Origin of the sequence: Mesorhizobium sp. M0563 (genome assembly GCF_040321065.1) — a bacterium.
Lineage (GTDB): Bacteria > Pseudomonadota > Alphaproteobacteria > Rhizobiales > Rhizobiaceae > Mesorhizobium.
Window position 1 is genome coordinate 26,106 of the sequence record NZ_JAMYQV010000013.1, and the last position, 23,137, is coordinate 49,242.

The following is a 23,137-nucleotide window of genomic DNA, read 5'->3' on the forward strand; positions in this document are numbered from 1 at the left end:
TGCCTACCATCGCACGGGGAACGCATTCGGCTTGCGCGGAACCGACGTTGATCGGACGCCTGCACGACAGCAAGCGCACCATCTTCTTGTTTGACCATGATCTTTTCCGAACCAAAGGTTCGGGACCATGGTCTAGCCAATCAGCACGCGCGGCTCGAAGCGACCATTGACTGGAATGTCGAGCATAAACGTCATGCCGGCTTGCGGGTCGAGCAGGCGCTGCTTCTCGCTCTTGCCGGACCAGGCGGAGGTGACCGCGATCCGGTCGGCATTCCTGCCGACAAAAGCCGGACAGGACGGCTGCGTCGCCGGCATCGCCACCGAACGGACAAGCTTGCCGTCGGGTCCATAGGCTTCGACGACGCTGCCGCCCCAGCAAGCGTTCCACAATATGCCGTCGCGGTCGAGCACCGAACCATCGATATAGCCCTTGGCCGAACGGTGATCGACGAAGACCTTCGGTTCGCCAACCGGCAGGCCGGTCGCAGGATCGCAGCCGACGCGCATCAACAGCCCGGTGCTGGTGTCGGTATAATGGGCGATGGTCCCATCTTCGGAAAAGCAGATCGAATTGGGCACCGTGAGATCCGCATAGAGCCGGCGCAGCTCGCCCTTGAAGAACCAGTAGATAGAACCGGCGGCCTTCTCCTCGCCCTTACCCATGGTGCCGACCCAGAGGGCGCCGCAAGGGTGAACGCGGGAATCGTTCGAGCGGGTGACCGTATTATCGGCCTCGATCGGCGTGTGCAGCGTCAGCTTGCCGGTCGCGACATCGCGGACATGCAGGCCGGTCTCGGTGGCGATCAGCTGGCGTTGGTCGTCGACGATGGCGATGGCGCTGGCCATCTGACCGAGCTCGTGGATTTTGACCGCACCGCCGGACAAGCGCTGTTCCAGGAGCTGGCCGTTGACGATGTCGAACCAATAGAGCGTGTCCGTGGCAGGGTCATAGCTTGGCCCCTCGCCGAGTTGGCAGACATGGTCGGAAAAAACCGAAACGATGGTCTCGCTCATCATGCCGCTCCAAACGCCGCGTCCCAGGCCACGACCGCAGCCTTCGCCCGTGCTGCCACTTCGTCGATGCTCATGCCCGGCTTGAACAGGCTGGAGCCAAGACCGAAGACGGTGACGCCGGCCGCTTTGTAGCCGGCAAAGTCCTTGTCCGAAACGCCGCCGACGGCGCCGACCAGCACACTGGCTGGCAGCACCGCGCGCATCGCCGAAATGCCCGCCGCGCCAAGCACGCTCGCCGGGAAGAATTTCAATGCCGAGGCGCCGAGCCGGATTGCTTGAAATGCCTCGGTCGGCGTGAACACGCCGGGCATCGTCACCATGCCGTACTGCATGGCACGGCCCATGACCTCGGCATCGATATTGGGGCTGACCAGCAGCCGCCCGCCGGCCTTGTGCAGACCGTCGACATCGGCGGCGGTGAGCACCGTGCCGGCGCCGACCAGCGCCGTCGGAGGAAGCGCTTCGACAATACTGGCGATGGAAACAAAAGGCTCGGGCGAGTTGAGCGGCACCTCGATTGCTTCGATGCCGGCGCCGAAGATCGCCTGGCCGATCGCCACCGCCTCGCTTGGCTTGAGGCCACGCAGGATCGCGACCAGACCCCGCTTGAGCTTTGGAAAAGGTGCGGTTTCGGTCATGCGGCAACTCCATTTTTGGCGATCATGCCATTTTCGCCCGCGGCTTCGGCAAGGCCGGCACGCACCGCCTCATCGGCGTCGACCGCCCTGAAAGCGAGCCCGGCAAGGCCGAGCGCCTCGGCATAGAGCCTGCCGAGTGCGCCCGATGCGATCAGCACGACGGGCACGGCGCTTGCCCCATAGCGGCTATTTGCCGAAGCGATCTCGCCGCCGATCAGCAGGCCGGACAGAGAGGCTGCGGCATCTTCGGGCTTCAGGTCCTGCAACAGGCTGGCGGCGCGGATCGAGAACAGTCTTGAAACGATGTCACCGCCCTCGGCCAACGCCTTCAGGCACCAGTCCCGGAAAAACGGACTTTCGGCGGCAACCGGCTGCGGCGGCTCGCCCAGCGAATGGCGCAGGATCGAGTGCGCAGCCAGCACCGAAAACAGCTCGCCGGTCGGCCAGGTGCCGAAGCCGGCAATGGAACCGTCCTCGACCAGCACCCATTTCGAATGGGTGCCGGGCATGCAGACGAGGTGGCGTCCCTGTGCCGGCAAACCGGCGCCGGCAAGCTGCGTTTCCTCGCCGCGCATGACGTCAGGTGCATCGGCAAGGCGTTGGGCAAGGCCGGGCACGATGCGGATGTCGCGGCGCTGGCCGGGGATGCGGGCAGCGCCGGCGAGGATAGCGCCGATCGGCGCCGGCACGCTGACATAGGGCGCCTCCAGCCAGCCCTGGCGCGAACCGGCCATCCCGCAAATGATGACCGGCAGCGCCTCGGGGGCACCCATGGCAGCCAGATGCCCTTCGAGAACGGACGAAAATCCTTTAGCCTGGGCGGTGATCAGCCCGTCATCGCCGCGCCGCTCGGCGAGAACCTTGCCGGCGCCGTCGAGCAGCCACACCCTCATCCGGGTGGTGCCCCAGTCGACGGCCGCGACAGAAGGGGCCTTGCTCGATGAGATCACAGGAACCCCCCGTCGACGATCAGCATCTGCGCGGTCAGCATGCGTGAAGCATCCGACGCCAGGAACAGCACGGTGCCGACAACGTCTTCCGGCTGCATCACCTCTTTGACGCACTGCTTGGCGACGTGGGCGGCGAGCGCCTGTTCGGTGACCCAGAGCTTTCTCTGTCGCTCGGTGATCACCCAGCCGGGCGCGATTGCGTTGACGCGAATGCCGTCGACGCCGAGCTTGCCGGCAAGACCCTTGGTGAGGCCGACGATGCCGGCCTTGGCGGCGGTATAGGCCGGCATATCGGGATGGTTGATGAGAAACGAGGTCGAGGTGAAATTGATGATCGAGCCGCCACCGGCCCGCTTCATGCCCGGCGCCACCGCCTGTGCGCTGAAGAAATGCGGGCGCAGGTTGATGGCATGATTGTTGTCCCAGAACTCGACCGTGACGTCTTCGACGGTATGACGGTCATCCTGCGCGGCATTGTTGACCAGCACGGTCACGTCGCCATGCGCCTCGGCGGCTTTGGCAACTGATAACCGCAATGCCTCGATATCGCGTATATCGGTCTTGAGATAGAGCGGCCGCCGGCCGAGCTCCTTGTCTAACCGATCGGCCAGCGCCAGGCTCGGACGGTCGGCGATATCGATAAAGGCGACCTTTGCCCCCTGGCGGATAAATCCCTCGGTCAAGGCGGCTCCAATGCCCGAGCCGCCACCGGTGATCAGCACCGAAGCGCCTTCGAGGTCGGCAAAGCGTGCCGATGGCATCATGAATTCTCTCCCGGTCCAACGATCTCGGTCTGACCGGCGCGCATCCTATCCAGCCATGTCGGGCGGGCAAGGGCGAAAGAGTGGATAGTCGGGACTTATGTCCGACAAAAGGCCGCACGCGCCCCCGATCGATCAGCCGCCCAGCCGGACGTGGTACAATTCGACGGCGGCTCCGCTGGTCCCGGCAACCGGCTCAAGCCATTCCGGTACGCTGCCGCGCATCAACCCGGCGAGAAAACCTGCCGGCGCCTTGGCGGCGAGGAGCTTGCTTTCGGGGCTGCCGGGGCACAATGCGACGAGGCCGACGTGATGATCCGCCAGGATTGTCCTGGCATCGGCATCGGACCCAAGGAAGGCATCGAGCGCCAGCAGGTTGCCGGCGACGTTGCGATGATAAGGCCCGGCGAAGACGCGGTGTCCGGAATAGGCCAGGATCGGCGATCCGAGATTGGAAATTGCCAGCACCGTGGTGCCGGGCAGGCGGCCAAGCGCCGCAAAGGAGGCCATGCGCTGGCAAGCGACATCGGCGCCGTCGCCATTATCGGCGGCGGTATTGCTGTCCTCGAAGGCGACCGAGGTCGCCGCGGCAGCCCCAGTCCAGACGGCATTCACCGAAACCAGCCAGACGGCGGCCATGCGCAGCGCCACGCCGCGCGACGGGCTGGCCTCGGCCCGTTGACGCCATTTGGCAATCCAGGCAGCAAGCGGGATGACGGCGAAGGCGATCGAGAATGTCGAACCGCGCACCTGCCAGGCACTGACGATGAAGGCCACGACAAGCAGCGTGCCGACAAGGCTGTCCTGCCGCCGCCAGCCGCCACGGCCAAGGCGAAGCGCCATCAGCACGAGCGCGATGAGCGGCGTAGCATAGCGCGCCACCACCCCGGCCGGATCTTCAGCGAGAAGCTTGAACAGCGATTGCGCCTCGTCGATGTGATCAAGCCATAGCTCCTTGAGGCGCGGATCGAGGTTGGCATAGGGCGCTGCCAGGCATTGCGGGAACAAAAAGACGACGACTGCGGCCAATATCAGGGCAAGCAGGCCAAGCGAGGCGATGCGCCGTTGGCGCGTGCGGCCAGCGGGCTCGACCGACGCTATCGCCGCAAGGCCGGTTCCGGCAATCGCTGCGACGACGAACTGCACGGTCGAGAAGGCGTCGCATTGCGCCTGACCCCAGGCGGACGGTGCGATGGTGGCGACAAAGACGAGAGCGGACACGCCGGCAAAGCCGAGGCCGAAATCCCTGGCAATCGGCCTCTCGCCATCGGCGTCGAGGGCAAACAGCGTGGCGACAGAGGCGCCGATGGTGGCGACATAAGGCGCGGTTTCCATGCCGACGGCCAGCATCAATCCGGCGCACAGGCCGGAGAGTAGTGCCGCCGGCCTGCGCAACGGCGCTTCAAGCAGAAGGCTCAGGCTGGCCATGCTCAGCATCAGCTGGACATTGTGGTGATCGAGCGCGCCAGGCGAAAAAATGCCGAGGAAGTGCAGTGCGGCGGCGCCGACGACGACAGCGGGCAGCACGGCGCCGTCACCAGCAAAGCTGCGCGCGGTGCGAGCGGTGAAAAACACGGTCAGGCAAAAGAGCAGCGCCGGCCACAGCACTTGCGCAAAATTCTCGGCAAAGACCGTGCTCCCGGTCAGGGCCGACACGGCCGTGATGGCGGCGATCGGCGCATCGACCAGCCGCGACCAGTGCATGACGAAGCCGCCTTCCAGGCCCATCCTGTACTGGTGCAGATCGAACCAGCTTTGGCCGGCCAGCATGTCGCGAACTTCGACAAGGCGCAGCAGATTGTCGTTGTCGCCGCCGGCATTGGTCAGTTCCGGGAAACCGGCAAAGGCATTGACGGCAAGCGCCAGCAGCGTGGCAAGCAGCGCCAGCGCGATATCGGACCTCCAAATGGAGGCGCCATCGTCGGCTGTGCTCATATCAGGACCTTTGGAAGGAATACGGGGCGGTTTAAACCTAGCCTTAACAGCTTCAATAAATAGTAAAGCCGCCCCGAGCGAGGCCGGCGTTTGAGCGGTCAGGGACCTCACAGGGCATCCGGAGACGAAAATGCCACAAGAAGTGCGCCATGAGCCGAGCATCGCCGTGCTCCTGCCTTGCTACAATGAGGAGCTGACGATCGGCGAAGTGGTGCGGCGCTTTCGCGAGACGCTGCCTGCCGCCGCGATATATGTCTACGACAACAATTCGCGCGATCTGACGGCGCTCCGAGCCCGCGCCGCCGGCGCCATCGTGGTGCGCGAGCCGCGCCAGGGCAAAGGCAATGTCGTGCGCCGCATGTTCGCCGACATCGAGGCCGACATCTATCTGATGGCCGACGGCGACGGCACCTATGCGCCGGAGGACGCGCCGCAACTGATCAACACGCTGCTGACCGAGCGCTCCGACATGGTGGTGGGCACCAGGCGCGGCGTCGCCGACGATGCCGGCAGGACTGGCCATGCCTTCGGCAACCGCATCTTCAACAGCCTCTACAAGCGGCTGTTCGGCTCGGACTTTACCGATATCTTCTCGGGGTACCGCGCCTTCACCAGGCGCTTCGTCAAGAGCTTTCCCGCCGTTTCCGGCGGTTTCGAGATCGAGACCGAAATGTCGGTGCACGCCTCGCAGCTCAAATTGCCGGTGAGCGAGATCGGGCTCGACTATGGCCGCCGGCCGGAAGGCTCCTCGTCGAAGCTGTCGACCTTTCGCGACGGCGCGAAGATCCTGTGGATGTTCGCCATGCTGATGAAGGAGACACAGCCGCTGCGTTTCTTCGGCGCTTTTTCGGTGTTCTTCCTGGCATCGAGCCTGTTCCTGATGGCGCCGGTGCTGATCGAGTTCGCCGAAACCGGGCTTGTGCCGCGCATGCCGACCTGGGTGCTGTCGGTCGGGCTGCTGCTGCTGTCGATGCTGGCGGCGGTGACCGGGGTAATCCTCGATTCGGTGTCGCGCGGCCGGGCCGAGCAGAAGCGCATCTTCTATCTGTCGATGCCTTCCGGTCGCGTCGAACGTGAACGTGCAAGCGCCCTCGCGACTTTGAAGGCCGGACCGGGCAAGACCCCGCGCGCGGCCTAGAGCCTGAATGGGACGCCTCGCCCGCTTCATTTTCGCCGGCGGCGTCGGCTTCGTCGCCGATGCGGCGGCGCTTTGGCTGGTGCTGACGATAGCGCCGCTCGGACCATTCGCGGCTCGCATCATTTCGATCGGTTTTGCCCTGTCCGTCACCTGGTTGATCAACCGCCATCTGACGTTTTCGCCTTCCAGCCGCGGCATCGCGCAAGAGGGCGCACGCTATGGCGGCGTCGGCATTGCCACCAGCGTCGTCAATTATCTCGTCTATTGCGCCATCCTGTTCGCGCTGCCGACGGTGTCGCCGCTCATCGCCCTTGCGGTCGCCTCGCTGATTGCCATGGCGCTGTCCTTCCTCGGCTATTCCAAGCTGGTCTTCGATCGCTGACGGCACATCGCATTGGGATCTGCGCCAAACGAAGCGCAGCCTCATCATGACCTTGGCCGATTGGCAGAAGCCGCCGATTTCCTTATATCGCTGTCGTCGATGCATCGGCGCGAAAATCGGAATCGATTTTCGGACAGCACGATGCATGGATTCAAAAGTGTTGGAGCGTACTTTGTGCATCCAAGTGGATCGCTGCAAGTGCGCCGGAGAGCTGCCATGCCCCTGAAAGTCGCCGTCCAGATGGACCACATCTCCACCGTGTCGATTGCCGGCGACACGTCGTTTGCGCTGTCGCTGGAAGCGCAGCGGCGCGGCCACCAGCTGTTCCACTACACGCCCGACCGGCTGTCGCTGCGCGACGGCAAGGTGTTTGCCCGCATCGAGGCGATGCAGGTCCGCGACGAGAAGGGCAGCCATTATTCACTGGGCGAAGAAATCCGTACCGATCTTTCGGAGATGGACGTCATCCTTTTGCGGCAGGATCCGCCCTTCGACATGAACTACATCACCACCACGCATATCCTCGAGCGCATCCATCCGAAGACGCTGGTGGTCAACGACCCGGCCTGGGTGCGCAACAGCCCGGAAAAGATCTTCGTCACCGAATTTCCCGACCTGATGCCGGACACGCTGATCACCAAGGATCCGCTCGAAGTCGCCGCCTTCCGCAAGGAGTTTGGCGACATCATCGTCAAGCCGCTCTACGGCAATGGCGGCGCCGGCATCTTCCACCTGCACGAGGCCGACCGCAACCTCGCCTCGCTGCTCGAAATGTTCGGCCAGATGTTCCGCGAACCCTACATCGTGCAGCGCTACCTCAAGGAGGTGCGCGCCGGCGACAAACGCATCATCCTGATTGACGGCGAGCCGGTCGGCGCCATCAACCGCGTGCCGGCCGAGCACGATTCGCGCTCCAACATGCATGTCGGCGGCCGCGCCGAAAAGACCGAGCTGACAGAGCGCGAACGCGAGATCTGTGCCCGCATCGGCCCGTGGCTGAGGGAGCGCGGCTTCATCCTCGTCGGCATCGACGTCATCGGCGACTACATGACCGAGATCAACGTGACCTCACCGACCGGCATACGCGAAGTGAAGCGCTTCGGCGGCGCCGACATCGCCAGCCTGTTCTGGGATGCGGTGGAGGGCAAGCGTAACTAGTCTCGCTTCGGAGCGGCCGCGTTGCAACCCATTGGAGCCGCTGCGTTCAGCCGTTCCCCAAATGTTCTTGCCTTCGCCGGAAATCTGTGGTTGTCTCCGGTGACGCCGTTCGCGGCATGATCGCAAGGGCTTGGGGCAACCCTGCAGCCGGGGTGAAGACATGGTGGCGCGGGTTCGCACGGTTGCTTTCCAGGGCATCGAGGCCGTGCCGGTCGACGTGCAGGTGATGATCGCGCCGGGCAAGGTCAACATGCACATCGTCGGCCTGGCCGACAAGGCTGTAGCCGAAAGCCGCGAGCGGGTGCAGGCGGCGCTGCATGCATCCGGCCTGTCGATGCCGTCGAAGAAGGTCACCGTCAATCTGGCGCCTGCCGACCTGCCCAAGGAGGGCAGCCATTACGATCTGCCGATCGCGCTCGGTTTGATGGCGGCACTCGGCGCCATTCCGGGCGACATGCTGGCCGGCTATGTCGTGCTTGGCGAATTATCGCTCGACGGCACCATTGCCGCGGTGGCCGGCGCGCTGCCGGCGGCGATCGGCGCCAATGCCGAAGGCAAGGGCCTGATCTGCCCGTTCGCCTGCGGGCCGGAAGCGGCGTGGGCCGGCAAGGATTTCGACATATTGGCGCCGCGCAGCCTGATCGCCATCGCCAATCATTTTCGCGGCACGCAGGTCCTGTCGCGGCCGGAAGCCGGCATCCATGCTTCGGCGCGCGACCTGCCCGACCTTGCCGACATCAAGGGGCAAGAGACCGCCAAGCGGGCGCTGGAGGTGGCGGCAGCCGGCGGCCACAATCTGCTGATGGTCGGTCCGCCCGGGTCCGGCAAATCGATGCTGGCGCAGCGGCTGCCGTCGATCCTGCCGCCGCTTGCGCCGAAGGAATTGCTCGAAGTCTCGATGATCGCGTCGGTGGCCGGCGAACTCGGCGAAGGAAAGCTCACCGACCGGCGGCCGTTCCGCGCGCCGCATCATTCGGCCTCGATGGCGGCGATGGTCGGCGGCGGCTTGCGCGTGCGGCCGGGCGAGGCCTCGCTTGCCCATCACGGCGTGCTGTTCCTCGACGAGTTTCCCGAATTCTCGCCGCAGGCGCTCGATGCGCTGCGCCAGCCGCTGGAGACCGGCGACTGCATGGATCGCGCGCGCCAACCATCGCGTCACCTATCCGGCGCGCATCCAGCTGGTCGCGGCGATGAACCCGTGCCGCTGCGGCATGGCCGGCGAGCCAGGCTATCGCTGCCTGCGCGGCGACCGCTGCCGCACCGACTACCAGGCGCGCATTTCCGGCCCGCTGCTCGATCGCATCGATCTCAGGATCGAGGTACCGGCGGTTTCGGCCAGCGATCTGATCCGGCCGGACCGGGCGGAGAAGAGTGCAGCCGTGGCACTGCGCGTCGCTCGTGCCCGTATGATCCAGCGTGAGCGTTTCGAACGGCTCGGCGCGACCTCCGCCACCACCAACGCGCATTGCTCACCGTCGGTTATCGAGGAGATCGCCATGCCCGATGCCGCCGGCCTGTCGCTACTGAGGGACGCCAGCGAAAAGCTCGGCTTTTCGGCAAGAGCCTACCACCGCGTCTTGAAGGTGGCGCGGACGCTGGCCGATCTCGAGGCCAGCGAAACGGTCGGCCGCATCCATCTGGCCGAGGCGATTTCCTACCGCATGAGCTCGGAGCGGATGGCACAGGCGGCGTAGTGCTTCTGCTGCTCGCTGGAAGTACGGTTGCGGGTTCGCGCCCGATGATCGCATATGTTACGGTCATGCACCTAACCGGGGCTGAGGCGGGGATGATTTCTGTTTCGCCGGCACGCAGTGCCGAAGACTTCGAGACCATGGCCGGGCTTTGCCGCAAGCTTGCACAATGGGATGTCGACGCCGTGCAGCCTTACGGCGTCTCGGAGGAGGACGTGAGGACCATCTTCCACCCCGAAAGGAGCGGCAGTTCGCTGGCAGCGAAGTTCGGCGCGCCAGATGCCATGGCGTTTATCGCGCGATCGGAGAACCTACCGGCGGGCTGCCTCGCCTTGACCAGTTCGACGACCATACGGCGGAGATTCACAAGTTTTTTGTCGACGCGTCGTTTCGCGGAAAAGGAATCGGCCGGGCGCTGATGGGGGCCGCGCTGGCGGAGATCCGGAAAGGCCGAATCCGGACGGTATTGATCCACACGACGTTCTACATGAAAAACGCCATTGCCGTGTATGAGTCGTTCGGCTTCAGGCCCTGCCCGCCCTTCCGTGAAACCCCGGAGCCGGTCAGACATACCGATATTTTCATGTCGTGCTCGATCTCGCCCGCGTGAGGTTAGAGGCAGCCGCGGTGTGGAGGACGCGGCGTCCCTCGACTTGCCCTATTTTTGGAAATCGAACCTGGGCCCCGATGATCCTCTTCCTGAGGCGCATCGTCAGAATGGGCGTTGGCGCACTTCATGCAGGACCCCTCCCGGCCCTTCGGGTCACCCTGCCCTCAAGGGGAGGGGGACGCCGGCTCCCGCGCCTTCGCTTCAGGCGCCTTGCTTCGCCTTCAGTTCCAGCCGCCGCGCGTGCAGCACCGGCTCGGTGTAGCCGTTGGGCTGGACGCGGCCTTTGAAGACGAGGTCGCAGGCGGCGAGGAACGCGATTGAATTGTTGAAGTCCGGTGCCATCGGCCGGTAGAGTGGATCGCCTTCGTTCTGGCGGTCGACGATCGCCGCCATGCGTTTCATCGTTTCCATGACCTGATCGGGCGTGCAGACGCCGTGATGCAGCCAATTGGCGATGTGCTGCGAGGAGATGCGCAGCGTGGCGCGGTCCTCCATCAGGCCGACGTCGTTTATGTCAGGCACTTTCGAGCAGCCAACGCCCTGGTCGATCCAGCGCACGACATAGCCCAGAATGCCTTGCGCGTTGTTGTCTAGCTCCTTCTGGATGTCTTCAGGCGACCAGTTCGGCCGCCTTGCTACCGGCACCGACAAGATGTCGTCGAGCCTGGCCTTGGGCCGGCTTTTCAGCGCCTTCTGCACGGCCTGGACATCGACCTTGTGGTAGTGCGTGGCGTGCAGGGTTGCCGCCGTCGGCGACGGCACCCAGGCGGTGTTGGCGCCGGCCTTAAGGTGCGCGATTTTCTCGGCCAGCATCGCCGCCATCAGGTCGGGCATCGCCCACATGCCCTTGCCGATCTGGGCGTGGCCGGCCAGCCCGCATTCGAGCCCGGTATCGACGTTCCAGGCTTCATAGGCGGCAATCCAGGCGGCCTGCTTCATGTCGCCCTTGCGGATCATCGGGCCGGCTTCCATCGAGGTATGTATCTCGTCGCCGGTGCGGTCGAGGAAGCCGGTGTTGATGAAGACGACGCGGTCCCTGGCGGCGCGGATCGCCTCCTTGAGGTTGACGGTGGTGCGCCGCTCCTCGTCCATGATGCCCATCTTGATGGTGTTTTTCGCCATGCCGAGCAGCGCCTCGACGCGGTCGAAAATCTCGACGGCAAAGGCAATTTCCTCCGGCCCGTGCATCTTGGGTTTTACGATATACATCGAGCCGGCGCGAGAATTGGCGCGGCGCCCGTTGGGGCCAACATCGTGCAGCGCGATCAGCGCCGTCAGCGCCGCATCCATGATGCCTTCCGGCACCTCATTGCCGTCGCGGTCCGATATCGCCGGATTGGTCATGAGGTGGCCGACGTTCCTGACCAGCATCAGCGAGCGGCCGGGCACGGTCAGCGTGCCGCCATCGGGCGCGGTATAGGTGCGGTCGGGGTTGAGCCTTCGGACAAAGCTCTTGCCGGCCTTGGTGATCTCTTCAGCCAGGTCGCCCTTCATCAGGCCGAGCCAGTTGCGGTAGACCAGCACCTTATCCTCGGCATCGACGGCCGCCACCGAATCCTCGCAGTCCTGGATGGTTGTCAGCGCCGATTCCAGCACGACATCGGCAATGCCGGCCGGATCGGTGCGGCCGATCTGGTTGTTGCGGTCGATGGCGATTTCGATGTGCAAGCCATTCCTGACCAGCAAGACGGCTTCGGGGTCGGCGGCATCGCCGCGATAGCCGGCAAACTGCTTGGGGTCGGCAAGCGTGGTGGCGCCGCCGCCCTCGCCCAGCCGCAACATGCCGTTGGCGACCGAAAGCCCGTTCACGCCGGCCCATTTGCCTGTCGTGAGCGGCACCGCCTCGTCGAAGACGCTTTTCGCCCAGGCGACGACCTTGGCGCCGCGCGCCGGATTGAATTTGTTGCCTCGCTCGGCGCCGTCCGTCTCCGGGATGGCGTCGGTGCCGTAGAGCGCATCATACAGTGAGCCCCAGCGCGCATTGGCGGCATTCAGCGCATAACGCGCATTCATCACCGGCACCACCAACTGCGGCCCGGCGACCAGCGCGATTTCCGGGTCGACATTTTCGGTCGTCACGCTGAAGGCCGGCCCCTCGGGCAGGAGATAGCCGATCTCGCGGAGGAAGCTCTTGTAGGCCTCCATGTCGACGGGCGCGCCATTGTCGCGGTACCAGCGGTCGAGCTTGTCCTGCATGGCATCGCGTTTTTCGAGCAGCGCCCGGTTTTTTGGCGAGAGATCATGGACGATCGCCGAAAAACCGCTCCAGAATGCCTCCGCTTCAATGCCGGTGCCCGGCAACGCCTCGTTCACGACAAAATGATGAAGCTCGCGGGCAATCCGCAATCCGGCGATCTCGACGCGATCGGTCATCAGGGCTTCTCCAGACGAAAGGCTAGGCCGGGCCTTTGGCATGTCGCGGTTGCAGGGTCAATTCGGCATAGGTGAAGGTAGGGCGTTTTCGCCGTTGCAGGAGCTGCCAATCTCCCCACTTGTGGGTGAGATGCCCGGCAGGGCAGAGGGGGGCGTGAAGGATCGCCGACCTTGCCATTTACGACCAGCCGCAAGTCTGAGGTGTTACCGCGAAAGACTGAGACGTTGGCGGGACAGCGCCCCCCTCTGTCCTGCCGGACATCTCCCCCTCGAGGGGGGAGATCGGCTAATCACACCGCCATCCTTGGCCTGCCCGACGCGACCGCCACGACATGCGCCTCGATGAACATGCGCTGGCCCTCGACGGTGGAGACGCGGAACTCGCTGGCGATTTCGATCTCGGCGCTGTCGGTGCCGGCGTCCTTCGCCCGCCCGGCGGCAATAGCGCGCACATCTCTCTCCGCCGCGGCGATCGCCGCCGCCTCGTCGTTGAAATCGCGCACGCTTTCGCCTGAGGCGACACGGAACAGCCCTTCCTTGGGCTGGCTGACCCGCGCCTCGGCCGAAACCCGGACCTGGCCGACGACGGCGCCGAGCGCATTGGCCACATCGGTATCCTCAGGCACCACGCAGTCATTGCCGACCAGCTCGGCCAGGCCGGCATAGTGCAACGGCGCCGAGGCGCCGAGGCCGATGACCGGACGGTCGAGCGCGACGCTGAGCCGGGCGATGCCGGGATGGGCGTCGACGGCGCGCTGGACCAGCGCGTGGGCGACGGTCGCCGCGCCATCCAGCCCATCCTCGGCGAAGGCGGTCTCGAGGATGACTTCCGCCGACAGGCGGGTCAGCGTGGTCAGCACCCGTTCCGAGATCGCCTCCGGCGAGGCGGCGATGAACTGGCCGCGGCCGTCACGCCTGCGCGCGAACAGCTCGGCACCCAGACGCGCCGCAGCCAGATCCCAATTGGCCTGCCTGCCCAGCACATGCGCGGCATCCGACGGCGTGAAGCCGGCGACATGCACCAGCCCGCGCGACACCAGCCGGTTCAAGGTGGCGTTCTGGGCATTCGAAGTCAGCAATCTGTCGAGAGCCTGCGGCACGGCACCGATCAGCTCGTAAAGCTTGGCTTCGGCACCGGTCAGTCCGGCCGCGAGCCGCTCCGGCACGCCGGTGCGCACCGCGAGGCGGCCATCCATGCGGCCGGGATTGGGTGCGCGCAGCTGGCGTTCCAGTTCTGATGTGACCGCGTCGCCATGCATCATGCCGGCCAGCGCCAGCGGCACCAGGCGGCGCGGCCCGAGCAGGATCTTCGGGTTGAGCGCGCCGTCCTCCAGCGCCACTTCGGAATCGCCGCCGAGGCCAAAAGTGCGCATGGCGACGGCCTCGACCATGGTGCGGAAGCCGCCGACGGTGGCGCCTTCCGGATCGAGCCGCGGCCGGCCCTTGTCCAACACCGCGACGTCGGTGGTGGTGCCGCCGATATCGGAGACCACGGCATTGTCGAGGCCGGTCATGTGGCGGGCGCCGACAAGGCTGGCGGCCGGGCCGGACAGGATCGTCTCGATCGGCCGCTGGCGGGCAAAGGCGGCCGAGACCAGCGCGCCGTCGCCGCGCACCACCATCAGCGGGGCGGCGATCTTGCGCGCGGCCAAAAAACCTTCGGTTGCCGCGACCAGCCGGTCGATCATCGAGATCAGCCGGGCGTTGAGCAATGTCGTCAGTGCCCGGCGCGGGCCGCCGAGCTTGGCCGACAGCTCGTGGCTGGCGGTGACCGGCAGGCCGGTCCTGTCGCGGATCAGGTCGCGGGCGGCAAGCTCATGCGCCGGATTGCGGGTGGCGAAATAGGCGCAGACGGCAAAGCCGGACACCGATTTTTCCAGTTCCGGCAAAGCTGCCTCCAGCCCGGACAGATCGAGTTTTGCCGCATTGCCATGGACATCGTGGCCGCCGGGGCAGAACACCACCGGATCGGTGCCGAGCGCCGCCTTCAGCCCGTCGCGGGCCAGATCGCCTTCGGCAAAGCCGATCATCACCAACGCGACGCGCCCGCCCTGGCCCTCGACCAGCGCATTGGTGGCAAGCGTCGTCGACATCGACACCAGCTTGATCGCCGCCGGGTCGGTGCCGGCTTTTTGCAGCACCGCATCGACCGCGCCCGATATGCCGACCGCCAGGTCGTGACGGGTGGTCAGCGCCTTGGCCTTGGCCAGCACTTTTCCGCCGGGGCCGCCGGCTTCAGACCACAACACGGCGTCGGTGTAGGTGCCGCCGGTGTCTATTCCGAGGAACAGGGGGGAGGGTTTGGTCTTGGCAGTCATATTTTGGGTCCGGAGAATTCGTCTCCGCCCCTTAGCGGATACCGGCCGATCGATAAAGCCGCGATGGCTGGGCCACGGGCGAACACGCTGCAGGCTCGCCCAATGCCGGCGGGACAGCACCCCCCTCTGTCCTGCCGGACATCTCCCTCTCAAGGGGGGAGATTGGGTGTCACCCACGCTCTCGCAAATTTTCAACGCTGCAAACAGGGTGGCCGCCGGCGAAGCTGCCAATCTCCCCCCTTGAGGGGGAGATGTCCGGCAGGACAGAGGGGGGCGTGACGGATCGCAACCTTGGCAATTACCCGACAAACCCCACGCGCTTGTGGCTGCCATCGCAGAACGGCTTGTTGGCGGAGTGGCCGCAGCGGCAGAGGAAGGTGCGTTGTGTGCGGTCGACCGTGTGGCCGGTGCCGGTGACGATTTCGACATTGCCCTCCAGCTTGAGCGGGCCATTGGTGGTCGGCGTGACGGTCAGCGGGCCATCCCGCGCTTCCAGCGCCGGCGTATCCTTCAACGGCGGCTCGCCGGTGGCGGTGAAGCCTGCCTTGGCGTGGCTGCCGTCGCAGAACGGCTTGTTTTCCGAAGCGCCGCAGCGGCACAGCGTGGCGCGGAAAAACGTTTCGCCGCCCAGCACGATCTCGGCATGGACGGCCAGCGGGCCGTTTTCCCTGATGCGCACGGTGTTGACCACCGGCGGCTGTTCCTGCGGCCCGCCATCCTTGCGGACATAGGTGATGGCGCCGGACGGGCAGGCTTCGGCGAGCGCCACGATCTTCTCGACGCTGGCCGCCTCGGGGTGGATCCACTGCCCGGGCGCATTGGGCACGAAGACACGCGGATCGCCAAGCACGCAGTTGCGCGAATGGATGCAACGTTTTCCCGAAAAGCCGATCTCTATGTTTTCGCCTTCGACCACTGCCATGGGTGGGATCTCCTCTCGGACTACGCTATGGCGACGGCCAGGACGACGTCAAGGCAGCATTCTCCACCTCGTGAGGGCCGACCTCGGGCGCGGCGGGAAGGGAATTCGCATTTTTTGCTCGCAGCACTACATTTTGTTCTTGCTTTGTGCCGGCAGCTATGCTACTAATTTGACTATGGTGCCAATTGGCTCCAACGACCCGCCCCACCGAGGCGGGTTTTTTGTTTCAGCTTTGAATCCCGGCGTTGCCGGCCGACGCTGGCGGGACAGCGCTCCGCTGCTATGGCCTCTGTACGACCACCTGGCCCACAAGGGTGAGGCAATCGCATACAGGAGTCCCCCTCATCCGGCCGCTTCGCGGCCACCTTCTCCCCGAGGGGAGAAGAGGCTGGCACCAGTGCAGGCGACTCCTCTCCCCTCGGGGAGAGGTCGGATTGCCCCGAATTCCCCTTCGCAATTCGGTTGGCAATCCGGGTGAGGGGGCGCTTGCCGGTGTGCAATAGCCCTCGAACAAAAGGGAGACAGTTCACGGAACCAGATCGATTTCCTCGGTCTCGCCGCCACTGCAGGTGTAGCAGCAATCGTCGCATTTTTCCGCGTTGGCGGGGCCGACACCCCAATAGGTATTCTCGTCACCATCGACCCAGGCGCCGTAGCAGATCGATTCGCCGTCATTGCAGGACAGCGGGATCGACTTGGTCTCGCCGTCGTTGAGATAATAATCCTGATTGTTGCCCGGCCAGACGTGGTCGCGGTCCTGGCTGTACAGTTCGACGCGCATGGCGTTGGGATGGCTGTTCTTGATCTCGAACGTGACATCGCCGGCATGCGCGACGGGCGCAAACAATCCGACGATGAACAGCGCAGCGGCAACGCGGCGCGCGAAAGCGTAAGACAACATGATGATTCCCCCCGGAATGAAACGGCCTGCTCGGCCGCGCGGGGGAACATGGCATGGCGGGTTGAAGGGTGGAAGAGGTGATTGCGGCATTTGCGTCGCAAGACGCGCGAGGCTGCCAAGGAAGAACCCTCTCCGGTTTGCTTCGCAAACCACCTCTCCCCACTTCGTGGGGCGAGGAAACCGCCAATCGCCGAAGCCTCACAAGACCTGGGTTCCTCGCCCCCACATGGTGGGGGAGAGGTGGCCGCGAAGCTGCCGGAGAGGGGCGGTCCGACGGGCTCAACGATCGGGCTTCAGCAGGGTCCATATCCAGCCGATGAATGTGAGCACCAGGAAGGGATATCCGGCAGCGGGCAGCGGCGCCGAGGTCGGCAGCAAAGGGGTGCCCCAGAGGATCAGGCCCACTGAGACGACAAACAGCACAGCCGCCACGACAGCGGTGAGCCGCATCCACAGGGCGAAGGTTTTCGGCGCGCTGACCATGACCAGCGCCGCCGCCCAGAGCGAGATACCGCCGACATAGGAGGGCACGCTGGCCTCAAGCCCCGCCGCATTGCCGGCGAGCAGCAGGCTCTCGCCGGCGAGAAAGGTCAGAAATCCGGCCGCCACGCAGTCATTGCCCAGCCGCTGATATTTCATCGTCAGCAGCGCGGTTGCTACCACCAGTGCGACGCCGTCGATCGTCCAGAGTGTTTCGCGAAGGGACGCGCTCTCGACGAAGGTGCCGACGAGGCCCATCGCGCCGCCGATGGCAAGGCCGATCGCGGCGATCGTGTCGGAGATAGCAGGGCTGGCGGGACGCATCGGGACCTCCCTTCCAAGCTCAAGGATACTTCAAGACGGGACCTTCTCCAATGGCGGCCCGCTGCCTAAAGCGAAGGGCATTGGCCGGCGCATATTTAATCGCATCGGGAGGCGGTTCGGTCAGCTCGAAATTGGGAACAGCCCGGCCACGGGGGAAATGGGCGTAACCCCGTTCAATCGCCCATCTTCAGCGCCTGGATAAACGCCTCCTGCGGGATATCCACCTTGCCGAACTGGCGCATCCGCTTCTTGCCCTCTTTCTGCTTGTCGAGCAGCTTGCGCTTGCGCGAGACGTCGCCGCCGTAGCATTTGGCGGTGACGTCCTTGCGCAGCGCCGAGATCGTTTCGCGGGCGATGACCTTGCCGCCGATCGCCGCCTGGATCGGGATTTTGAACAGATGGTGCGGGATCAGCTCCTTCAGCTTCTCGCACATCTGGCGGCCGCGCTTTTCCGCCGCCGTGCGGTGGACCAGCATCGACAGCGCGTCGACCGGCTCCTCATTGACCAGGATCGACATTTTCACCAGGTCGCCTTCCTTGTAGTCGGTCAAATGATAGTCGAAGGAGGCGTAGCCCTTGGAGATCGACTTCAGACGATCGTAGAAGTCGAAGACCACCTCGTTGAGCGGCAAATCGTATATCAGCATGGCGCGCTTGCCGACATAGGACAGGTCGGCCTGGATGCCGCGCCGGTCCTGGCATAGCTTCAGGATGCCGCCGAGATAGTCGTCGGGGGTGAGGATGGTGGCGCGGATCCATGGCTCCTCGATGGCGGAGATCTTGACCACGTCGGGCATGTCGGCCGGGTTGTGGAGTTCCTTGACCGTGCCGTCGTTCAACAGCAGGCGGTAGACGACGCTGGGCGCGGTGGCGATGAGGTCGAGGTTGAACTCGCGCTCCAGCCGCTCCTGGATGATTTCGAGATGCAAGAGGCCGAGGAAGCCGCAGCGATACCCGAAGCCGAGCGCGGCGCTGGTTTCCATTTCAAAGGAGAAGGACGCGTCATTGAGGCGCAGTTTGCCGACGGCGGCGCGCAGGTCTTCGAAATCGGCGGCGTCGACGGGGAACAGGCCGCAGAACACCACCGGCTGCGCCGGCTTGAAGCCGGGCAGGGCTTGTGCCGTCGGGCGCTTGTCTTCGGTGATGGTGTCGCCGACGCGGGTATCGGCAACCTCCTTGATCGAGCCGGTGAAGAAACCGAACTCGCCGGGGCCGAGCTCATCGACATTGATGCGGGCGGGCGTGAAGACGCCGGTGCGCTCGACCAGGTATCTGGCGCCGGTGCCCATCATGCGGATGGTCTGGCCCTTCTTCAGCACGCCGTCGATGATGCGGACCAGCACGATGACGCCGAGATAGGCGTCGTACCAGGAGTCGACCAGCATCGCCTTCAATGGAGCCGTGATGTCGCCCTCGCGCGGCGGCGGCAGATCGTTGACGATCGCCTCGAGCACATCGGGAATGCCTAGCCCGGTCTTGGCCGAGATCAGCACGGCGTTGGAGGCGTCGATACCGATCACCTCCTCGACCTGCTCGCGGATGCGCTCGGGCTCGGCGGCGGGCAGGTCGACCTTGTTCAGCACCACGACGATCTCGTGGTTGTTGTCGATGGCCTGGTAGACATTGGCCAGCGTCTGCGCCTCGACCCCTTGCGAGGCATCGACGACCAGCAGCGAGCCCTCGCAGGCGGCAAGCGAGCGCGACACTTCATAAGCGAAGTCGACATGACCGGGCGTGTCGATCAGGTTGAGGATATAATCCTCGCCATTGTTGGCGCGGTATTTCAGCCGCACCGTCTGCGCCTTGATGGTGATGCCGCGCTCGCGCTCGATGTCCATCGAGTCCAGCACCTGCTCCTTCATGTCGCGCAGCTCCAGCCCGCCGGTCGACTGGATCAGCCGGTCGGCAAGCGTGGATTTGCCGTGGTCGATATGGGCAACGATGGAGAAATTGCGGATGTTTTTGATCGGCGTGGTCATGCGGCGCGCTTTAGCAGGGGCACGCTGCATGGGCAAGCGGCGGGGCGCGGGAGCGGCGGCGGGGCCAAAGTCGTTAAACTTTGATCCATGAGATTAGAGCATAGTTTGCGCCCGGCGTGATAGCCCACCGGTCTATCGCCGTTTCGGGGGATCGGAATGCCGCTGTCCGCACGCAAATTTCTCAACTCGGTGAGCGGCTCGTTCGCGCCAATGCTCGCCATCTTGCTTATGCCGATGGTTGCCGCATTGGGTTTTTCCATCGACTATACCTCGGCGGTTTCAACCAGGGCCTCGATGCAGAACGCGCTCGATGCCGCGTCGCTGTCGATCACGACGCTGGAGACGACCACGACGTTGGCGGACCGCCAGGTGAAGCTGCAGGAGGCATACCTGGCCAATGGCGGGCAAGGCACGGCCAAGCTCGACAGCTTCGTCGTCGCTACCGACGGCGCTGCCAGCATCAAGGCTTCGGCTGGCTTCGCCATGCCGACGAGTTTCATGCAGATCGTCAAGATCAACACGGTGCAGGTCGGCGTCGCGTCCGCGGTGACAAAGCGGCCGGCATTGGTGGAGGCCACGTTCAAAGTCGATAAGATCTCGGGCTATTGGAACAAAACGATGACGCTCTATGGCACCAAGTTTGGTGACACGCTGGCTAACAAGCTGATGAAGATCGACTACACATACAACGGTTATGGCGACCCTAAGGGCTACGGCACAGCCAGCGTGTATACGATCAACGGAACGACGACCACGCTGGTCCAGCAGCAAGTATGCACGACCGCCACGGTGCTCAGCTTCTACGGCTTGCCCAGCACCACGATCACCCAGACCGACTCATACGGCAGGAAATACGCAACCACCTGCGTCAGCACGATGTATCCCGCGACGAGTGCTGGTGCGGTGATCGACGTCAGCCAGATGGACCAGCTGTACCTGCGGATGGATGTGCCGTCCGGCAATCCATCCGTGCTCAAATCGAACGATCCGGCGACATCGAACCGGCTTTACGCCGACGGCGTCGAAATTGCGAACGGAGAAACCGTCGATATCTTCACGCTCGTGCCATGCGGCCAGAGCAGCAAACAGGCTTGGGAAGATGGCGGCAATCCCGTACCGGCAGCCATTTCGAATGCCGACTTCTTCTACACGGTGACCGGCAAGTGCGCCTTCAACAAGCGGCCTTCGGAGACCGTGCTTACACAATAGCCGGGCCAAGTGCCGATCTCCCCCCGTGTGGGGGAGATGGCCGGCAGGCCAGAGGGGGCGCTGTCCCGCGGCTCTCGTAATTTGCAAATCTGGCAACCTCCAATCCGCTTGGCCCATCCTAGCATCGAGTTGGCGTTACTCGGCGTCCACGTAGGATGACGCTCGGTGGCGCCCCCCTCTGTCCTGCCGGACATCTCCCCCACAAGGGGGGAGATCGGATGTCGCCTCGGCTCTCGCCAATCCCTAAGACGAAAAAACTTGGACTTCTCCTCAATCACGAAGCGGTGATGCTGTAACGAACCGTGCGTCGGCGGCGAAGTTTGGACATGGAACCGCACATGAGGACAGCGATGACCGGATCGAAACGCAGCACGGCCCTTGTCGGGCTTTCCCTGGCACTGTTTTCGGCAATCGGGTTTTCGGCAACCAGCGCGGCTGCCGGCCAGACGCTGACCGTCGTCGAGCTGTTCACCAGCCAGGGCTGCTCGTCCTGCCCGCCGGCCAACGCCAATCTGATCAAGGTCAAGGACCGGCCCGGCGTGCTGGCGCTGTCCTTCAACGTCACCTACTGGGATTATCTCGGTTGGAAGGACACATTCGGCAAAGAAGAATTCACGCAGCGCCAGGTCCGCTATGAACCGTCGCTCGGCCGTTCCGGCCCGTTCACGCCGCAAGTGGTGGTCAACGGCAAGGCCGATGCGGTCGGCGCCAGGCCGGGCGAGATCGAGCAGCTGATTTCGAGCGGCGGCCACGCCGATGGACCTTCGCTGTCGCTCGCCGGTGGAAAGGTCAGCATCGGCGCCGGTCCGGTGCCCGGCGGCAAGGCCGATGTCTGGCTGGTGCGTTACGGCAAGGGCGTCATCGAGGTGCCGGTGGCGCGCGGCGAAAACACCGGCCGCACGCTGCCGCACGCCAATGTCGTGCATTCGCTGACCAGGCTGGGCAGTTGGACCGGCGACGCCACCGCGCTGCCGCTGCCGGCGACGACGGGCGGCCTCAGCACCGCGGTGCTGGTCCAGGTGCCGGGCGGCGGGCCGATCCTCGGTGCCGCTGCGAATTAGAACCCGTTCCGAAATTTGCGCAATGCCGCAGCGGCGCCGCCGCATGCGATCAACCCTGCCATAACCCAAGGAGACCACCATGACCAATCACCTGACCCTGGCGGCACTCGCCCTCGCACTTTGCTCGACGGCGCTGTTCGCCGGAGGCGCGGCGCGGGCCGAAGATGCGATGAAGCCGGCGAACGCCATGGCGACAAACGCCATGAAGCCGGCAACCGATGCCATGAAGCCGGCCGGCGCCATGGCGCCTGATGCAATGGCCACAACTGCGATGAAGGCGGGCGATCCGATGAGGGCCGACTGCATGGACAAGGCCGCCGCCGAGACGGACGCCATGAAGAAGGCAGAGGCGACCAAGGCCTGCGATGCCATGGCTCCGGCCAAATAGGCGATGCGCACAGCAATGTGAGAGCCCGGCGGATCTATCCGTCGTATAATCCACACCAGCATCATGGGAGATCAGACATGACCGGAGCCCTGAAACGATCGTCGATTTTCGCAAAAACAGCACTTGCCGCGCTCATTCTCACGGCCGCCGCTGCCGTGTTCTGGCAGACGCCGGCAGTCTCGGCCGAAGACGCGGTGGTGATCCCGCCGCCGGCAATGGACGAGAAGGCCACCGCCGGGACCGAAAAGGCGGTCTTCGCCGGCGGCTGCTTCTGGGGCGTCCAAGGCGTGTTTCAGCACGTCAACGGCGTAACCAGCGCGGTCTCCGGCTATGCCGGCGGCGACAAGGACACGGCCGTCTATGAAATGGTCGGTACCAGCCGGACGGGCCACGCCGAATCCGTCGAGATCACCTATCAGCCGTCCAAAGTCACCTATGGCCAGCTGCTGCAAGTGTATTTCTCGGTCGCGCACAATCCGACGCAACTGAACTACCAGGGGCCGGACAGCGGCACCCAGTACCGCTCGACGATTTTTGCCGAAAACGACACGCAGAAAAAGATCGCCGAAAGCTACATCGCCCAGCTCGACAGGGCCAAGGTGTTTGCAAAGCCGATCGTGACGACGCTGGAGACCGGCAAGACCTTCTATCCGGCCGAGGACTATCACCAGGACTTCCTGACGCTCAACCCGACCTATCCCTATATCGTCTACAATGATCTGCCCAAGGTCGAGAATCTGGAGCGGCTGTTCCCCAATCTCTACAGCGAAAAGCCGGTGCTGGTGCTGGCCGCCAACAAGAGCTGATTTTTTGCGCCGGCGGGCGCGACGGAGAATAAGCGTCGGCGATCCTTCGCACCCCCCTCTGTCCTGCCGGACATCTCCCCCGCAAGGGGGAGATCGGCT

20 protein-coding genes and 1 pseudogene are annotated in these 23,137 nt (G+C 64.5%); 10 read left to right on the top strand and 11 right to left on the bottom strand.

Annotation, left to right across the window (positions count from 1 at the left end; all coding sequences use genetic code 11):
- Window positions 1-132: 132 nt before the first annotated feature.
- The 5 genes from NKI50_RS17535 to NKI50_RS17555 all read right to left on the bottom strand — a co-directional run bounded on the left by NKI50_RS17535 (window position 133) and on the right by NKI50_RS17555 (window position 5,298).
- Entirely contained in the window at window positions 133-1,014 is an 882-nt protein-coding gene (locus NKI50_RS17535) for an SMP-30/gluconolactonase/LRE family protein (protein WP_352481401.1), read from the bottom strand.
- Window positions 1,014-1,652, bottom strand: a complete 639-nt coding sequence (locus NKI50_RS17540; protein ID WP_023718905.1) for a 2-dehydro-3-deoxy-6-phosphogalactonate aldolase — start codon at window positions 1,650-1,652, stop codon at window positions 1,014-1,016. Before NKI50_RS17540 ends, NKI50_RS17535 begins: the two co-directional genes overlap by 1 nt.
- The gene (locus tag NKI50_RS17545; RefSeq protein ID WP_352640400.1) at window positions 1,649-2,599 is read right to left on the bottom strand and encodes a 2-dehydro-3-deoxygalactonokinase; all 951 of its coding nucleotides are present in this window, start codon (window positions 2,597-2,599) and stop codon (window positions 1,649-1,651) included. The genes NKI50_RS17540 and NKI50_RS17545 overlap by 4 nt, the downstream gene beginning before the upstream one ends.
- Complete coding sequence (locus NKI50_RS17550) at window positions 2,599-3,366, bottom strand: SDR family NAD(P)-dependent oxidoreductase (protein ID WP_352640350.1); 768 nt, start codon at window positions 3,364-3,366, stop codon at window positions 2,599-2,601. Before NKI50_RS17550 ends, NKI50_RS17545 begins: the two co-directional genes overlap by 1 nt.
- A gap of 132 nt (window positions 3,367-3,498) precedes the next feature.
- The gene (locus NKI50_RS17555) at window positions 3,499-5,298 is read right to left on the bottom strand and encodes a GtrA family protein (protein ID WP_352481399.1); all 1,800 of its coding nucleotides are present in this window, start codon (window positions 5,296-5,298) and stop codon (window positions 3,499-3,501) included.
- A gap of 130 nt (window positions 5,299-5,428) precedes the next feature.
- Between NKI50_RS17555 and NKI50_RS17560 the strand changes: the two genes are divergently transcribed.
- The 6 genes and pseudogenes from NKI50_RS17560 to NKI50_RS17585 all read left to right on the top strand — a co-directional run bounded on the left by NKI50_RS17560 (window position 5,429) and on the right by NKI50_RS17585 (window position 10,277).
- Window positions 5,429-6,436 (top strand): glycosyltransferase, encoded by a 1,008-nt coding sequence (locus tag NKI50_RS17560; RefSeq protein ID WP_023718901.1) that lies wholly within the window; start codon window positions 5,429-5,431, stop codon window positions 6,434-6,436.
- 7 nt (window positions 6,437-6,443) lie between these two features.
- Window positions 6,444-6,818 carry a GtrA family protein gene (locus NKI50_RS17565; protein WP_352640351.1) on the top strand — a complete coding sequence of 125 codons (375 nt, stop codon included), beginning with the start codon at window positions 6,444-6,446 and terminating at the stop codon, window positions 6,816-6,818.
- A gap of 216 nt (window positions 6,819-7,034) precedes the next feature.
- Window positions 7,035-7,976: a glutathione synthase gene (gene gshB / locus NKI50_RS17570; protein ID WP_352640352.1), complete on the top strand. Its 942-nt coding sequence runs from the start codon at window positions 7,035-7,037 to the stop codon at window positions 7,974-7,976.
- Between the two features lie 160 nt (window positions 7,977-8,136).
- Window positions 8,137-9,670: pseudogene (locus tag NKI50_RS17575) on the top strand (YifB family Mg chelatase-like AAA ATPase).
- 92 nt (window positions 9,671-9,762) lie between these two features.
- The gene (locus NKI50_RS17580) at window positions 9,763-10,086 is read left to right on the top strand and encodes a hypothetical protein (protein ID WP_352495471.1); all 324 of its coding nucleotides are present in this window, start codon (window positions 9,763-9,765) and stop codon (window positions 10,084-10,086) included.
- On the top strand, window positions 9,990-10,277 hold the full coding sequence (locus tag NKI50_RS17585) for a GNAT family N-acetyltransferase (protein WP_352515833.1): 288 nt from the start codon (window positions 9,990-9,992) through the stop codon (window positions 10,275-10,277). The genes NKI50_RS17580 and NKI50_RS17585 overlap by 97 nt, the downstream gene beginning before the upstream one ends.
- A 201-nt stretch (window positions 10,278-10,478) precedes the next feature.
- Here the strand turns inward: NKI50_RS17585 and NKI50_RS17590 are convergent, their stop codons facing one another.
- From NKI50_RS17590 to lepA, 6 genes are all read right to left on the bottom strand, one after another.
- On the bottom strand, window positions 10,479-12,650 hold the full coding sequence (locus NKI50_RS17590; protein WP_352717207.1) for a malate synthase G: 2,172 nt from the start codon (window positions 12,648-12,650) through the stop codon (window positions 10,479-10,481).
- A gap of 290 nt (window positions 12,651-12,940) precedes the next feature.
- Window positions 12,941-14,968 carry a hydantoinase/oxoprolinase N-terminal domain-containing protein gene (locus NKI50_RS17595; RefSeq protein ID WP_352640355.1) on the bottom strand — a complete coding sequence of 676 codons (2,028 nt, stop codon included), beginning with the start codon at window positions 14,966-14,968 and terminating at the stop codon, window positions 12,941-12,943.
- 298 nt (window positions 14,969-15,266) lie between these two features.
- Window positions 15,267-15,890: a CDGSH iron-sulfur domain-containing protein gene (locus NKI50_RS17600; protein WP_352640356.1), complete on the bottom strand. Its 624-nt coding sequence runs from the start codon at window positions 15,888-15,890 to the stop codon at window positions 15,267-15,269.
- 526 nt (window positions 15,891-16,416) lie between these two features.
- Window positions 16,417-16,791 (bottom strand): hypothetical protein, encoded by a 375-nt coding sequence (locus tag NKI50_RS17605; protein WP_502896353.1) that lies wholly within the window; start codon window positions 16,789-16,791, stop codon window positions 16,417-16,419.
- A 279-nt stretch (window positions 16,792-17,070) separates the two neighbouring features.
- The gene (locus tag NKI50_RS17610; RefSeq protein WP_352481393.1) at window positions 17,071-17,595 is read right to left on the bottom strand and encodes a hypothetical protein; all 525 of its coding nucleotides are present in this window, start codon (window positions 17,593-17,595) and stop codon (window positions 17,071-17,073) included.
- A gap of 173 nt (window positions 17,596-17,768) precedes the next feature.
- The gene (gene lepA / locus NKI50_RS17615; RefSeq protein WP_352640357.1) at window positions 17,769-19,574 is read right to left on the bottom strand and encodes a translation elongation factor 4; all 1,806 of its coding nucleotides are present in this window, start codon (window positions 19,572-19,574) and stop codon (window positions 17,769-17,771) included.
- Window positions 19,575-19,730: 156 nt separating this feature from the next.
- On the opposite strand from lepA, the gene NKI50_RS17620 reads away from it, so the two are divergent.
- From NKI50_RS17620 to msrA, 4 genes are all read left to right on the top strand, one after another.
- Window positions 19,731-20,783: a TadE/TadG family type IV pilus assembly protein gene (locus NKI50_RS17620; RefSeq protein ID WP_352481391.1), complete on the top strand. Its 1,053-nt coding sequence runs from the start codon at window positions 19,731-19,733 to the stop codon at window positions 20,781-20,783.
- 350 nt (window positions 20,784-21,133) lie between these two features.
- A complete protein-coding gene (locus NKI50_RS17625; protein ID WP_352640358.1) occupies window positions 21,134-21,844 on the top strand; it encodes a DUF1223 domain-containing protein in 711 nt (236 codons plus the stop codon).
- A gap of 79 nt (window positions 21,845-21,923) precedes the next feature.
- Complete coding sequence (locus NKI50_RS17630; protein WP_352640359.1) at window positions 21,924-22,232, top strand: hypothetical protein; 309 nt, start codon at window positions 21,924-21,926, stop codon at window positions 22,230-22,232.
- A 77-nt stretch (window positions 22,233-22,309) separates the two neighbouring features.
- Window positions 22,310-23,038 carry a peptide-methionine (S)-S-oxide reductase MsrA gene (msrA, locus tag NKI50_RS17635; protein WP_352640360.1) on the top strand — a complete coding sequence of 243 codons (729 nt, stop codon included), beginning with the start codon at window positions 22,310-22,312 and terminating at the stop codon, window positions 23,036-23,038.
- The last annotated feature ends 99 nt before the right edge of the window (window positions 23,039-23,137 follow it).